The following is a 13104-nucleotide window of genomic DNA, read 5'->3' as shown; positions in this document are numbered from 1 at the left end:
GCCACAACCTTTCTCCGACGACCTGTCCCACCGTACGTCTACGCCTCTTCGGGAAGCTCTCCGACCCGGTTCTCCCACTTCGTGGAGAGCACGATGGTGGTACGGGTCCGCGAGACGCCCTGCGTGCCGCTGAGCCGCCGAATCGTCTTCTCCAGGCCGTCGACGTCGGCGGCCCGCACCTTGAGCATGTACGAGTCGTCGCCGGCGATGAACCAGCAGTCCTCGATCTCGCCGAGGTCCTTGAGCCGGCGGGCCACGTCCTCGTGGTCGACGGCGTCGGACAGGGAGATGCCGATCAGCGCGGTGACGCCGAGGCCGAGCGAGGCGGAGTCGACGGTGGCGCGGTAACCGGTGATGACGCCGGCCGCCTCCAGCCGGTTGATGCGGTCGGTGACGCTGGGTCCCGACAGACCGACGAGGCGCCCCAGCTCCGCGTAGGAGGCCCGGCCGTTCTCCCTCAGGGCCTGGATGAGCTGCCTGTCCACCGCGTCCATGCGATCGAAGCCTTCCGCTGAAGAGTTCCCGAAGTGATGAGAGGTACTGCTGACGTACTGCGACGTGCCCGGACGGCGTTCACGTCGTGCGGGTTCCGCCGCCGAGTTCGCCCTTCCAGCGGCGGTAGAGCCGGTGCTCGACGCCCGCCGCGTCGAGGACCCGTCCGGCGACGAAGTCCACCAGGTCCTGGATGTGCGTCGCCCCCGCGTAGAAGGCGGGCGAGGCGGGGAGCACGGTGGCCCCCGCGTCGTCCAGGGTCACCAGGTGCCGCAGCGTCTGGCCGTTCAGCGGGGTCTCCCGAACGGCCACCACCAGCTTGCGCCCCTCCTTGAGGGTCACGCTCGCCGCACGCTGCAGCAGATCCTTGGAGAGCCCGAGGGCGACACCGGCGACGCAGGCGGTCGAAGCGGGCACGATCAGCATCCCCTTGACCGGATACGACCCCGAGGACGGCCCCGCGGCCAGGTCCCCGGCGGGCCAGTACCGCACCCGCTCGACGCCGGCGCCGATGGCAAAGCTGCCCGGCTTGCCGTCGGCCCCCCTGGCCAGCCATTCCCGCAGGTCGTCCTGCCAGTGCGCGTCCCTGAAGGAGATCCCCGTCTCGTCCAGCAGCGTGAGCCGCGAGGCGCGGCTGACGACCAGGTCGACGCTCTCCCCGGCATCGAGGAGCGCGCGCAGCACGGACGCGGCATACGGGGTGCCGGAAGCGCCGGACACCCCTACGATCCAAGGCGTACGCCGTGTCTCTCCTGGCTTGACTGGGTTCACACCCCCGAGCCTATCCGGCGTCGCAGGGTGGGAACCGGCCAAGGGGGTCGGGGCGTTCTCCTCAGGGGAAGGGGGGTTGCCATGTCCGGTGCCGGGTTGGAGCAGTCACGAGGCGACCGGGCGCGGGCCGCGGCCAAGCTGATGCTGGGCTGGGTCGCGCTGCTGTGGCTGCTGGAAGTGGTGGACGCGGTGAGCGGCCACGCGCTGGACGACTTCGGCATCGTGCCGCGCGAGCCCTCCGAACTGATCGACGTGGTCCCGGCCGCGTTCATCCACTTCGGCTGGGCCCATGTCGCCGCGAACACCGTCCCGCTGCTGGTCATGGGCTTCCTCGCGGCCCTCGGCGGCATTCGCCGCTTCCTCGCGGTCTGCGCGCTGGTCATCGTGGCCGACGGGCTGGGCGTCTGGCTCATAGCCCCCGACCGCACCAACACCGCGGGCGCCTCGGGCCTGATCTTCGGCCTCTTCGGCTTCCTGCTGGTCAGCGGTTTCGTGGAGCGACGGCTCCTGGGCGTCATGGCCGGCCTGCTCGTCGGCGCCGTCTGGGGCAGCTCGATCCTGACCGGCCTGGCGCCGACGCAGACGGGCGTCAGCTGGCAGGGACACCTGCTGGGCCTGGTCGCGGGGGTGGCGGCGGCGTTCGTGTTCCGCCGCCGGGTCGGGAGCGGTGTCGCTCAGCTCTGAGGGTCGTCTCCCCGTGGGCCGTACTCAGACCGTCAGTCCCCGAACCAGGAGATCCAGCAGCGCACAGACGAACAGGGCGATCCCGATGAACCCGTTGACGCTGAAGAACGCCCTGTTCAGCCGGGACAGATCGGTCGGCCGGACGATGTTGTGCTCGTACACGAACGCGCCCGCGACGATCATCAGGCCGACCCAGAAGAACCCGCCCGCGTCCGTGGCCACCGCATACCAGAGCAGCAGCGCTGTCGTCAGCGCGTGGCACACCCTGGCTCCCCAGACCGCCGCCGGGATGCCGAAGCGGGCCGGGACCGACCTGACACCGGTCTCGCGGTCGGTGTCCACGTCCTGGCAGGCGTAGATCAGGTCGAAGCCGCCGATCCAGATGCCGACCGCGAGGCCGAGGATCACCGCGTCCCAGGACCACTCGCCGGTGATGGCCAGCCAGCCGCCGATCGGACCCATGGCCTGCGCGAGACCCAGGATGGCCTGCGGGAAGTTCGTGAACCGCTTGCCGTAGGGGTAGACCACCATCGGGATCACCGCGACGGGGGCCAGGGCCAGGCAGAGCGGGTTCAGCAGGGCCGCCGAGCCCAGGAAGACCACGACCGCGACCAGCGCGCCGGTCCAGGCGTGGCGCACCGACATCGCTCCGGTCACCAGCTCGCGGTGGGCCGTCCGGGGGTTCCGCGCGTCGATCTCGCGGTCGATGATCCGGTTCACGGCCATCGCGAAGGTGCGCAGGCCGACCATGCAGATCGTCACCAGGAGCAGCCGGCCCCAGTGGATGTTCTTGTCCATCTGGAACATCGCGGTGAGCGCGGCGATGTACGCGAAGGGCAGCGCGAAGACCGAGTGCTCGATCATCACGAGGCGCAGGAACGCCTTGGTGCGTCCCGGCTGCGGGATCGCGGCAGATGCGGAACTCACAGGCCGTATTCCTTCCAGCGTCGGTCGACCGTCGCCGCCGTCTCCGGGTCGGACAACACCATGTCGGGCCAGCCTCCGTCACGGGTGTAGCCCTCCTCGGGCCACTTCTTCGTCGCGTCGATCCCCGCCTTGCCGCCCCAGAACTGCTGGTAGGAGGCGTGGTCGAGATGGTCGACGGGGCCCTCGACGACGGAGAGGTCGCGCGCGTAGTCGGTGTTGCCGAGCGCGCGCCACGCGACCTCGTGGAGGTCGTGGACGTCGCAGTCGGAGTCGACGACCACGATCAGCTTGGTGAGGGACATCATGTGGGCACCCCAGATCGCGTGCATCACCTTCTGGGCGTGTTTGGGGTACTTCTTGTCGATCGAGACGATCGCGCAGTTGTGGAAGCCGCCCGCCTCGGGCAGGTGGTAGTCCACGATGTCCGGCACGATGATCTTCAGCAGGGGGAGGAAGAAGCGCTCCGTCGCCTTGCCCAGCGGGCCGTCCTCCGTCGGGGGCCTGCCCACCACGATCGACTGGAGCAGCGGCCGCTTCCGCATCGTCACGCAGTCGATCTTCAGCGCCGGGAACGGCTCCTGCGGGGTGTAGAACCCCGTGTGGTCGCCGAAGGGGCCCTCGGGCAGCATCTCCCCCGGCTCCAGCCAGCCCTCGATCACGACCTCCGCCTGAGCCGGCACCTGGAGCGGCACCGTCTTGCAGTCGACCATCTCGATCCGCTTGCCCGCGAGGAACCCGGCGAAGAGGTACTCGTCGATGTCGCCGGGCAGCGGCGCGGTGGAGGCGTACGACACGGCCGGCGGGCACCCGAAGGCGATCGCGACCGGGAGGCGCTCGCCCCGCCTCGCCGCGACCTGGTAGTGGTTGCGGCTGTCCTTGTGGATCTGCCAGTGCATGCCGATCGTGCGCTTGTCGTGGCGCTGGAGCCGGTACAGGCCGAGGTTGCGGATCCCGGACTCCGGGTCCTTGGTGTGGGTCAGGCCGAGGTTGAAGAAGGAGCCGCCGTCCTGGGGCCAGGTGAAGAGGGCGGGAAGCTGGTAGAGGTCGACGTCGTCACCGGTGAGGACGACCTCCTGCACCGGCGCGTCCCCGGACTTCACCTTCTTCGGCGGGACGTGCGTCATCGCGCCGAGCTTCCCGAAGGCCTCGCGCACCCCCACGAAGCCGTGCGGCAGCTCGGGCCGCAGCAGACCGCCGATCTTCTCCGAGATCTCGGAGTACGACTTCAGGCCCAGCGCCTTCAGCAGCCGGCGGTCGGTCCCGAAGACGTTCATCGCGAGGGGCATCGCGGAGCCCTTCACGTTCTCGAAGAGCAGCGCCGGGCCCCCGGACTTCTGCACCCGGTCGACGATCTCCCCGACCTCCAGGTACGGATCCACCTCGGCCTTGATGCGCTTGAGGTCGCCCTCACGCTCCAGGGCCCTGAGCAGCGAGCGAAGATCGTCGTAAGCCATGGGGTCAAGTATCCCCGAGCGGCTACCCTGGGCCTGAACCCGGGGGCCGTGCCTCCGGCCCGTCGACCGTTTCGCTGGAGAGGACCCATGCTCCGGGTGCTGATGTTCCTCGTCCCACTGGCGCTGAGCGTGTACACGTTCATCGACTGCATCAGCACGAAGGAGGAGGACGTCCGCCACATGCCCAAGCCGCTGTGGGCCATCCTCGTGCTGCTGTTCCCCCTCGTCGGCTCGATCTCGTGGCTGATCGCGGGCAAGAAGCGCAGTCCCGCGGCCGAGGGCTGGTCCGGGGTGCGGGAGCGCGGCGGGCGCGGCCAGTGGGTCGCCCCCGACGACAACCCCGACTTCCTGAAGTCCCTGGGCGAGGACAAGAAGGAGCGCGGCGAGGACGGCCCCAAGGAGGGCTGATGGAGCTGCGGCTGCTCGTCACCTTCGAGAAGGTCGCGACCGTCCTGAGCTTCACCCGGGCCGCGGCCGAGCTGAGCTACGCGCAGTCCAGCGTGACCAGCCAGATCCGCGCCCTGGAGGACTCCCTGGGCACCCCGCTGTTCGACCGGCTCGGCAGCCGCATCCGGCTGACGGAGGCCGGGGAGCGGCTGCTGCCGTACGCGCGGCAGATCATCGAGCTGAGCGCGGAGGCCCGCGCGGCGGTCGTCGACGCGGAGGAACCCTCGGGCACGCTCGCCGTCGGCACGATGGAGTCGCTGACCTCCTACCGGCTGCCGCCGCTCCTGGAGCTCTTCCACCACCGCCATCCCAAGGTCCGGCTCTCGCTGCGCACGACGCTGGGCGACGAGACCCGGCAGGCGCTGCGGCAGGGCACGTACGACGTGGGCTTCCTGATGGAGCCGGAGACCGAGCATCCGGGGCTGGAGAGCAGGGTGCTCGCGCCGGAGCCGCTGGTCCTGGTCGCCGCGCCCGGCCATCCGCTCGCCGGGAAGAGCCCCGCGCTCAAGACGGAGGACCTCACCGAGGTCCAGCTCGTGGGCACCGAACCCGGCTGCCCCTACCGCGACCTCTTCGAGTCCGAGCTCGTCCACCGCACCGGATCGCCGCCGCCCTTCATGGAGTTCGGCACGATCGAGGCGACCAAGCGGGGGGTGGCGGGCGGTCTCGGCGTGGCGCTGCTGCCCCGGGTGACGGTGGGCGCGGAGCTGGCGTCCGGGGCGTTGGTGGAGCTGCCGTGGGAGCCGCCGTTCCAGCTGTACACGCAGGTGGCGTGGCGGGCGGGGAAGCGCCTGCCACGCCATCTGACGCTGTTCATCGAGGCTGCGGTGCGACTGGTGCGGGAGCAGACGTCGTACGACGGGACGTGACGACCCGGGGAGTGCGGGCCAGCGTCACCTTGAGGCTCGCCAGCACGATCAGCGGGACGCCCAGCGCCTGCACGAGGCCGATGTGGTGGCCGTACACCGCCCAGTCCATGACCATGGCGACGGCCGGGTAGACGAAGGCGAGTACGGCGATCTTCGAGACCGGCAGCTGGGCGTAGGCGGCGTACATCAGGACGTACATGACGCCCGTGTGGATGAACCCGAGCCCGACCAGCCAGCCCCAGTCCGCGCCCGTGCCGGCCATCGCGCCGAAGTCGGCGAAGGGGAGCAACAGGGGGATGCCGACGAGGACCTGGACGAGGGCGATGAGGTGGGGGCGGACGCCGGTGATGCGCTTGGTGACCAGGGTGGACAGCCCGTAGAGGAGCGCGGCGAGCAACGCCTGTCCGACGCCGAGGAGATAGGTGCCGCCGCTGGTGAAGTCCCCTGGTGTCACGCCGGATACGAGAGTGAGGCCCGCGAAGGCCAGGGCGATCCAGCCGACCTTGGCGGCCGTCAGCCGCTCGCGGAAGAGCAGGGCGCCCAGCAGCACGACGTAGAACGGCTGGGTGTGGTAGACCACCGTCGCGACGGAGATCGACGTGTTCTCGTACGACTGGAAGAGGAACACCCAGTTGAAGACGATGAACACCCCGCCCAGGACGGCGAGTGCGAGGGTGCGCGGGGTGAAGCCGTGGTCGCGGAGCCAGCCGCGGGCGATGACATAGCCGCCGAGCGCGAGGGCGCCGAACAGGACGCGGAAGAAGACGACGTTGAACGGCGAGGCGCCCGACTCGACGACGAAGACGCCGAGGGTGCCGGACAGCACCATCGCGGTCGTCAGCTGGGCGATGCCCTTGCTCTCTGTGCCCTTGCTCTCTGAGGTCATGTCCCCGACGCTACGAGCGGGCATCGCTGCTGGTCCACGCGCCAGTGGGGCGTCCTGCCGATGCCCCCATCGGTCCCGCCGATGCGTGCAGGTTGTACGCCGGTGAGGCTTCCGAAGCGGACAGTGCGCCTCTGGGCCGCGACCGTCGGGAACCGGACACTTGGCTCGCATGACGACTGCTCCGGCCGGTTCCGCCACGGCCATCGCCCCCGCATACGGTGACAAGGTCATCGCCGTCGAGACGGCCGGCTCGGAACCGATCCCGGACTCCGAGCGCCATGGCGGCCCGCTCCAGCTGCTGTGGACGTGGGCCTCTCCGAACATCGAGTTCGCGACCGTCTACATCGGCGTGATCTCGGTCCTCTTCTTCGGTCTGAGCTTCTGGCAGGCGACCGCGGCCCTGCTCCTGGGCACGGCGCTGGGCGCGCTGACGCAGGGGATCCTGTCGCTGGACGGTCCGCGGTTCGGTGTTCCGCAGATGGCGATCGGCCGCTTCTCCTTCGGTTACCGGGGGAATCTGCTGCCGTCGGGGGTCAACGCCCTGGTCGCGGGCGTCGGTTGGTTCGCGGTGAACAGTGTGAGCGCGGCCTTCGCCCTCAACACGCTGACGGATCTGCGACCGCTCCCCTCGCTGTTGATCGTGGTCGCGGCCGAGGTCGTGATCGGTTTCATCGGCCACAACTTCGTCCACGCCTTCGAGAAGTACGCCTTCCCGGCCCTGGCGGTGGTCTTCCTGCTGGCCGGGGTGTGGACCTTCAAGGAGGCCGACCTGGGCGGCTCCGGCGCGGGCGGCGGCATCGGCGGCTTCCTCCTGGCGTTCAGCACCGCCTGGGGTTACGCGGCGGGCTGGAACCCGGGCGCCTCGGACTACTCCCGCTATCTCCCGCGCACGGCGAACCGCTTCAAGACGGTCCTGTACCCGGCGGTCGGTCTCTTCGTGTCGATCGCGATCGTGTCGGTGATCGGCGCGGCCTCGGCGACGATCGTCACCCCCGAGGGCGCCACCCCGACGGCCGCCTTCACCGGCCATCTCCCGGGCTGGCTCAGTGACTTGGTGCTGCTGGCGATCATCCTGGGCGCGGTCTCCGCGAACGCCCTGAACGTCTACTCCTCGGCCATGTCGATCACCTCGCTGGGTCTGAGGCTCCCGCCGTGGCTCGGCCGCAGCGCCATCGTCGTGCTGTGCGGTCTCGCCGGTACGGCGGCGGCGTGGGCGTCGCTGGCGGACGCGGGGCACGCCTACGAGGCGTTCCTGCTGGTGATCGCGTACTGGGTGGGTCCGTGGCTCGGGGTGGTGCTGGTCGAGCGGTGGCGGCAGGCGCGGATACCGGACGAGATGCTGGCCGCGAGGATCGCCGACCGCACCTTCACCAACTGGCCGGGTATCGCCGCCCTGTTGACGGGCATCGTGGTGTCCGTGCCGCTCTTCTCCAACCAGGAGAAATACGTCGGGTGGGTGCCGGAGCAATGGCCGTCGTTCGGTGACATCACGTGCCTGGTCGGGTTCGCGGTGAGCGCGGGGTTGTACGCGGTACTGCGGCGGGCGGATCAGCCGACGTCGGCGTGAGCCTGCCCAACGTGCTCCACCTTGATGTACCGGGGGCCGAACTCCTTCTCCACGAGGGGTTCGGCCTTCTTCGGGTCGTCGACGCCCACATGCACGAACCCCCGCTCGTCGACGCCGACTTCACGCAGCTGGAAGGTGCCGTCCCAGCGGTACATGTCCTCGCTGATCCGGTCGGCGAGGGCGTCGAGGGTCCTGCGGTCGACGTCGGCGGAGTGCAGCCGTAGCGTCACGCCCTTCTCGGCGGCGCCGCAGGCGGCCTTGTCGAAGGCGTCGGAGGGGATGCGCCAGATGTCGGCGGCGTTCTTGTCCTCGTCGACGCCCATGCCGGTGTAGACGGCGGAGTGCTTGCCCGCGGCCAGCTTGTCGAGGCGGACCAGGGTGCGCTCCAGCGGGGTCTCCTCGGGGTCGGCGTCCGGGGGCGCCGGGGCCGTGCCGACGCACCGGTCCTCGGCCGGAGCGCTCGCCTTCCTGATCGAGACGCTTTCCCGGGGGGCGGCCAGGAGGCCGCCGTCGGTGTGCCCGGTCTGCATCTCGTCGATGTACAGGGCTGTCCCCACCACCACACCGGCAGTGGCGACGGCCGCCGCGATCCACCTGCGATTCGTCATGCCACTGTGACGCCGGAGCGGGCCAAACGGTTCACAACGGGTCAGGAAACGACATCTTCGCGCAGAACCAGCGCCAGCAGCCCCGGGAACCGGGCCTCGAACTCCTCCCGCCGCAGCCGGTTGACCCGCCTGGGCCCCTCGTCACGCTGCTCCACGAGCCCGGCCGCGCGCAGCACCGCGAAGTGATGACTCTTGGCCGCCTTGCCGACCGGCACGTCGAAGGTGCCGCAGCTGCGCGACCAGTCGGCGGAGGCGGCGAGCTCCCGCACCAGTTGCACGCGCACGGGGTCGGCGAGCGCCGCGAGGGCGGCCAGGACGGGCACGTCGTCGGGGTGGGTGTGCTCGGGGGCGGCGCGATGACTGGTGGTGGCCATGGTGCGTGGTCCTTCCGTGCGCCCCTTGCCGAGTGGCTGCTTGCAGAGTGTTCGATGAAAACCATACACTCGCCAGTGTTCGCTTTTCATTGAACACTCTCCGGACGAGGTGTGGCATGCGCGCGGTCGAGATCCAGGAACACGGCGGTCCCGAGGTCCTCGAGGTCGTCGAGGTGGACGTCCCCGAGCCCGGCCCCGGGCAGGTGAGCGTCGACGTGGCCTACGCCGGGATCAACTTCGCCGACCTGAAGGCGAGGGAGACCGGATACCGGGTGCCGTCGCTGCCCTTCCGGCCGGGGCTCGAGATCTCCGGGCACGTGCGGGCCCTCGGCGCGGGCGTCACGGGGCTCACCGTCGGCCAGGAGGTCGCCGCACTGACCGCCGGCGGCGCCTACGCCGAGGTCGCCGTCGCGGACGCGGCCACCGTCTTCGCGGTCCCCTCCGGCGTCGGCCTGCGCACCGCCGCGACCCTGCCGACCGTACTGCCGACGTCGTACGCGCTCATCCACTCCGTAGGCCGGCTCCAGCCCGGCGAGACGGTCCTCGTGCAGGGTGCCGCCGGGGGCGTCGGGACGGTCGCGGGCCGGCTGGCGAAGGCGGCCGGGGCCACCGTCCTGGGGGTCGTGTCGAGCGCGGGGAAGGCCGCCTTCGCGAAGGAGCACGGCTCCTACGACGAGGTCTTCGTCGGCGACTTCGACAAGGCCGTACAGGAATCCACCCACGGCCGCGGCGTCGACCTCGCCCTCGACCCCGTCGGCGGCGACACCTTCCGCGCCTCACTCGCCGCCCTCGCCCCCTTCGGGCGCCTCGTCTCCTTCGGCAACGCGAGCGGCGCCGAGCCGTGGAGCGTCGGGCAGCCCGAGCTGTTCCCGTACGGCGTGAGCGTCGGCGGCTTCTCCATCCTCACCCTCGCCCGGACCGCGCCCGACGAGCTGCGGGCCCTCACCGAGCGGGCCTTCGCGAAGGTCGCCGACGAGACCGTCACCCTCCCCGTCACCGCCGAGTTCGACCTGGCCGAGGCGGCGGAGGCGCACCGGCTGATGGGGGCACGGACGAGCACGGGCAAGCTGCTGCTGCGCGTGAACGGCTAGATCCTGGCGCAGCGAGCGCCGGGAGCTTCGCCCCGCGCAGGTGAGCGGGGCGGGTCGCCGGCTGGGCCGCATGCCGAGCGAGCCGGCCACGGCGCTCCGCCATGGCCGACCGCCTCGGCATGGCCAACGGCCGGGAACTCCGTGACACCCAGGAGGCGACGAGGCCGCGCGGATCCTGCCGGAACGGCTCCGGCACCCGGCGGCGGGAGGGTGACGGGCGCCACTCACCACCAGGGTTTGCATGACCATGCGTTCCGATGCATAATCTTCCTATGTCCAAGGTCCTCACCTCCCTGCCCGCCGGCGAGCGCGTCGGCATCGCCTTCTCGGGCGGCCTCGACACCTCCGTCGCGGTCGCGTGGATGCGTGACAAGGGCGCCGTCCCGTGCACCTACACCGCCGACATCGGCCAGTACGACGAGCCCGACATCGCCTCGGTGCCCGGCCGCGCCCAGACCTACGGCGCCGAGATCGCGCGCCTGGTCGACTGCCGCGCCGCGCTGGTCGAGGAGGGCCTGGCCGCACTCACCTGCGGCGCGTTCCACATCCGCTCCGGCGGGCGCGCGTACTTCAACACCACCCCCCTCGGCCGTGCCGTCACCGGCACGCTGCTGGTCCGGGCGATGCTCGAGGACGACGTTCAGATCTGGGGCGACGGCTCGACGTACAAGGGCAACGACATCGAGCGGTTCTACCGCTACGGTCTGCTCGCCAACCCGCACCTGCGGATCTACAAGCCCTGGCTGGACGCGGCGTTCGTGACCGAGCTCGGCGGCCGCAAGGAGATGTCCGAGTGGCTGGTCGCCCACCAGCTGCCCTACCGGGACTCCACGGAGAAGGCGTACTCCACCGACGCCAACATCTGGGGCGCCACCCACGAGGCCAAGACCCTCGAGCACCTGGACACCAGCCTCGAGACCGTCGAGCCGATCATGGGCGTCAAGTTCTGGGACCCGTCGGTCGAGATCGCCACCGAGGACGTGACGATCGGCTTCGAGCAGGGCCGCCCGGTCACGATCAACGGCAAGGAGTTCGCCTCCGCCGTGGACCTGGTCCTGGAGGCCAACGCCATCGGCGGCCGCCACGGCCTGGGCATGTCCGACCAGATCGAGAACCGGATCATCGAGGCCAAGAGCCGCGGCATCTACGAGGCGCCCGGCATGGCCCTCCTGCACGCCGCGTACGAGCGCCTCGTCAACGCGATCCACAACGAGGACACCCTCGCCCAGTACCACAACGAGGGCCGTCGCCTCGGCCGGCTCATGTACGAGGGCCGCTGGCTGGACCCGCAGGCGCTGATGATCCGCGAGTCGCTCCAGCGCTGGGTCGGCGCGGCCGTCACCGGCGAGGTCACCCTGCGCCTGCGCCGGGGTGAGGACTACTCGATCCTCGACACCACGGGCCCGGCGTTCAGCTACCACCCCGACAAGCTCTCCATGGAGCGCACCGAGGACTCGGCCTTCGGCCCCGTCGACCGCATCGGCCAGCTGACCATGCGCAACCTCGACATCGCCGACTCCCGCGCCAAGCTGGAGCAGTACGCGGTCCTCGGCCTCATCGGCACCGGCAGCCCCACCATCGGCGCCTCCCAGGCGGCGGCGACGGGCCTGATCGGCACGATGCCGGAACTGTCGGAGGGCGGCGCCGAGGTCATCGCCTCGCGCGGCGAGGTCTCCGAGGAGGACGCGCTGCTGGACAGGGCGGCGATGGAGATGGGCACGGACTGAGCACACCCCGCACGACAGAGGCCCGGCCCGACGCCCACAGCGTCGGGCCGGGCCTCTTTTGCCCACCCCGCCGGCCGGCAACCGTCGGCGGGCCGCCTCCGATCTCAACTCTCCACAACAGACTCACAGTTGCCCGCGCATACTGACTTGCACCACAGACCACATGGAGTAGTTAATAACCATCAGTCAGTGATGAACCGTCATCACCCATGCGCAGGGGGACCGTTGGAGAGAACCGAACCACCAGGGCACTACGACATCCCGCCCCCGCCCCTGGTCCCGCCGCAGGCGTTACACGGCATCGATCTGCGGGTCGGCAAGCACCTCCTCTGGGTCGGCGGCGGCGCGTATCCACTGGCGAACATCACCCGCGTCTACACCTTCATGCTCACGCCCCGCCGCAAGGACGCCACCGTGCTCTTCCTCAAGCGCGTGGCGATCATCCTGTCGGTGGCGTTCACCATGACGATCCTCGGCGGTCTCACCAGCCTCGCGAGCGAGAGCATGGCCGGCGGGATCCTCACCTTCGTCTGGCTGGGCGCGATCGCCGCGCTGGTATTCAGCCTGGTGGAGCTGGTGGCCGTACTGTCCTCACCCACCCTGTACGTGCTGGCCGTCGAGACGTCGGGCCCGTCCATCGCCATGGTCACCAGCTCCGACCCGCACCAACTGGACCAGCTCGTCGGCAACATCGTGCACGCCATCGAGCACCCCGAGACCGAGTTCCACGTCAGGGTCGACCGCCTCACGGTCAACCCCAGGAACTACTACTTCGGCGACAACGTCAACATGTACGGCGGTACGGGCAACGTGGGGATGGCGAACCGATGAGCGGCGACAACTACTACTTCGGCGACAGCGTGAACATGCACGGCGGCATGGGCAACACCGGCATCGTCAAACACCAGGTTCCGGCAGCCGACACGGCGTCGCTGATGGATGCCGTAGCGGAACTCCGCGGCCTGATCGAATCGCTGCGCGACCAGGTCCCGGCGGCAAGCGCCCAGACCCTCGACGACTCCCTCCCGGCCATCAGAGCCGACGCGAGCGCACTCCCGCAGGACCGTCACCGCGCACTGATGGCGGTGGCAGGCATCGCGGCGACGATCGGCGCGGTGGGCCAGCCGGTCCTGGAGGCAGTGAACAGGGTCCTGAGTCTGATCGGCGGCCAGTAAGGCTCCCGACGGCCATCTGGACAATTCGTGCC

Annotated in this window: 15 protein-coding genes; 8 read left to right on the top strand and 7 right to left on the bottom strand. The window is 70.1% G+C overall.

From position 1 onward, the window contains the following. Positions 1-38: 38 nt before the first annotated feature. Together OG381_RS26870 and OG381_RS26865 are read right to left on the bottom strand one after the other, a co-directional pair. On the bottom strand, positions 39-494 hold the full coding sequence (locus tag OG381_RS26870) for an Lrp/AsnC family transcriptional regulator (protein ID WP_266889154.1): 456 nt from the start codon (positions 492-494) through the stop codon (positions 39-41). A gap of 79 nt (positions 495-573) precedes the next feature. Beyond that, positions 574-1263 carry a UbiX family flavin prenyltransferase gene (locus OG381_RS26865; RefSeq protein ID WP_327718640.1) on the bottom strand — a complete coding sequence of 230 codons (690 nt, stop codon included), beginning with the start codon at positions 1261-1263 and terminating at the stop codon, positions 574-576. 81 nt (positions 1264-1344) lie between these two features. Here OG381_RS26865 and OG381_RS26860 point away from each other — a divergent pair, with 81 nt between their 5' ends. Next, positions 1345-1947, top strand: a complete 603-nt coding sequence (locus tag OG381_RS26860) for a rhomboid family intramembrane serine protease (protein WP_327718639.1) — start codon at positions 1345-1347, stop codon at positions 1945-1947. A gap of 24 nt (positions 1948-1971) precedes the next feature. Here the strand turns inward: OG381_RS26860 and mqnP are convergent, their stop codons facing one another. Both mqnP and OG381_RS26850 read right to left on the bottom strand, forming a co-directional pair. Beyond that, positions 1972-2874 carry a menaquinone biosynthesis prenyltransferase MqnP gene (gene mqnP / locus OG381_RS26855; RefSeq protein ID WP_327718638.1) on the bottom strand — a complete coding sequence of 301 codons (903 nt, stop codon included), beginning with the start codon at positions 2872-2874 and terminating at the stop codon, positions 1972-1974. Continuing rightward, positions 2871-4328: a menaquinone biosynthesis decarboxylase gene (locus OG381_RS26850; protein ID WP_327718637.1), complete on the bottom strand. Its 1458-nt coding sequence runs from the start codon at positions 4326-4328 to the stop codon at positions 2871-2873. The genes mqnP and OG381_RS26850 overlap by 4 nt, the downstream gene beginning before the upstream one ends. Before the next feature lie 87 nt (positions 4329-4415). Between OG381_RS26850 and OG381_RS26845 the strand changes: the two genes are divergently transcribed. Together OG381_RS26845 and OG381_RS26840 are read left to right on the top strand one after the other, a co-directional pair. Next, a complete protein-coding gene (locus OG381_RS26845) occupies positions 4416-4736 on the top strand; it encodes a PLD nuclease N-terminal domain-containing protein (RefSeq protein ID WP_327718636.1) in 321 nt (106 codons plus the stop codon). After that, positions 4736-5644 (top strand): LysR family transcriptional regulator, encoded by a 909-nt coding sequence (locus OG381_RS26840; protein ID WP_327718635.1) that lies wholly within the window; start codon positions 4736-4738, stop codon positions 5642-5644. The genes OG381_RS26845 and OG381_RS26840 overlap by 1 nt, the downstream gene beginning before the upstream one ends. Here OG381_RS26840 and OG381_RS26835 read toward each other — a convergent pair. Next, positions 5589-6530: a DMT family transporter gene (locus tag OG381_RS26835; protein ID WP_327718634.1), complete on the bottom strand. Its 942-nt coding sequence runs from the start codon at positions 6528-6530 to the stop codon at positions 5589-5591. The two genes, OG381_RS26840 and OG381_RS26835, sit on opposite strands and share 56 nt — an antisense overlap. Positions 6531-6699: 169 nt before the next feature. Between OG381_RS26835 and OG381_RS26830 the strand changes: the two genes are divergently transcribed. After that, on the top strand, positions 6700-8097 hold the full coding sequence (locus OG381_RS26830; RefSeq protein ID WP_327718633.1) for a purine-cytosine permease family protein: 1398 nt from the start codon (positions 6700-6702) through the stop codon (positions 8095-8097). On the opposite strand, the gene OG381_RS26825 is transcribed toward OG381_RS26830, so the two are convergent. After that, positions 8079-8705: a hypothetical protein gene (locus OG381_RS26825; protein ID WP_327718632.1), complete on the bottom strand. Its 627-nt coding sequence runs from the start codon at positions 8703-8705 to the stop codon at positions 8079-8081. The genes OG381_RS26830 and OG381_RS26825 overlap by 19 nt on opposite strands. 41 nt (positions 8706-8746) lie before the next feature. Further along, positions 8747-9079: an ArsR/SmtB family transcription factor gene (locus OG381_RS26820; RefSeq protein ID WP_327718631.1), complete on the bottom strand. Its 333-nt coding sequence runs from the start codon at positions 9077-9079 to the stop codon at positions 8747-8749. Positions 9080-9195: 116 nt separating this feature from the next. On the opposite strand from OG381_RS26820, the gene OG381_RS26815 reads away from it, so the two are divergent. The 4 genes from OG381_RS26815 (at position 9196) to OG381_RS26800 (ending at position 13072) form a co-directional block, all read left to right on the top strand. Then, positions 9196-10170: a quinone oxidoreductase family protein gene (locus OG381_RS26815; protein ID WP_327718630.1), complete on the top strand. Its 975-nt coding sequence runs from the start codon at positions 9196-9198 to the stop codon at positions 10168-10170. A 272-nt stretch (positions 10171-10442) separates the two neighbouring features. Then, on the top strand, positions 10443-11897 hold the full coding sequence (gene argG / locus OG381_RS26810) for an argininosuccinate synthase (protein WP_327718629.1): 1455 nt from the start codon (positions 10443-10445) through the stop codon (positions 11895-11897). Positions 11898-12122: 225 nt separating this feature from the next. Beyond that, entirely contained in the window at positions 12123-12728 is a 606-nt protein-coding gene (locus OG381_RS26805; protein WP_327718628.1) for a DUF6232 family protein, read from the top strand. Next, a complete protein-coding gene (locus OG381_RS26800) occupies positions 12725-13072 on the top strand; it encodes a hypothetical protein (RefSeq protein ID WP_327718627.1) in 348 nt (115 codons plus the stop codon). Before OG381_RS26805 ends, OG381_RS26800 begins: the two co-directional genes overlap by 4 nt. Positions 13073-13104: the final 32 nt, after the last annotated feature.

Origin of the sequence: Streptomyces sp. NBC_00490 (assembly GCF_036013645.1) — a bacterium.
In the GTDB taxonomy this organism is placed as follows: domain Bacteria; phylum Actinomycetota; class Actinomycetes; order Streptomycetales; family Streptomycetaceae; genus Streptomyces; species Streptomyces canus_F.
Note: the sequence above shows the minus strand (reverse complement) of the source record. Positions and strands in the feature narration are given on the sequence as shown.

Bases quoted from the DNA above. Each gene is read 5' to 3' on its own strand.
- OG381_RS26870 (WP_266889154.1), bottom strand. From the start codon at position 494: ATGGACGCGGTGGACAGGCAGCTCATCCAGGCCCTGAGGGAGAACGGC.
- OG381_RS26860 (WP_327718639.1), top strand. From the start codon at position 1,345: ATGTCCGGTGCCGGGTTGGAGCAGTCACGAGGCGACCGGGCGCGGGCC.
- OG381_RS26850 (WP_327718637.1), bottom strand. From the start codon at position 4,328: ATGGCTTACGACGATCTTCGCTCGCTGCTCAGGGCCCTGGAGCGTGAG.
- OG381_RS26845 (WP_327718636.1), top strand. From the start codon at position 4,416: ATGCTCCGGGTGCTGATGTTCCTCGTCCCACTGGCGCTGAGCGTGTAC.
- OG381_RS26840 (WP_327718635.1), top strand. From the start codon at position 4,736: ATGGAGCTGCGGCTGCTCGTCACCTTCGAGAAGGTCGCGACCGTCCTG.
- OG381_RS26835 (WP_327718634.1), bottom strand. From the start codon at position 6,530: ATGACCTCAGAGAGCAAGGGCACAGAGAGCAAGGGCATCGCCCAGCTG.
- OG381_RS26830 (WP_327718633.1), top strand. From the start codon at position 6,700: ATGACGACTGCTCCGGCCGGTTCCGCCACGGCCATCGCCCCCGCATAC.
- OG381_RS26825 (WP_327718632.1), bottom strand. From the start codon at position 8,705: ATGACGAATCGCAGGTGGATCGCGGCGGCCGTCGCCACTGCCGGTGTG.
- OG381_RS26820 (WP_327718631.1), bottom strand. From the start codon at position 9,079: ATGGCCACCACCAGTCATCGCGCCGCCCCCGAGCACACCCACCCCGAC.
- OG381_RS26815 (WP_327718630.1), top strand. From the start codon at position 9,196: ATGCGCGCGGTCGAGATCCAGGAACACGGCGGTCCCGAGGTCCTCGAG.
- argG (WP_327718629.1), top strand. From the start codon at position 10,443: ATGTCCAAGGTCCTCACCTCCCTGCCCGCCGGCGAGCGCGTCGGCATC.
- OG381_RS26800 (WP_327718627.1), top strand. From the start codon at position 12,725: ATGAGCGGCGACAACTACTACTTCGGCGACAGCGTGAACATGCACGGC.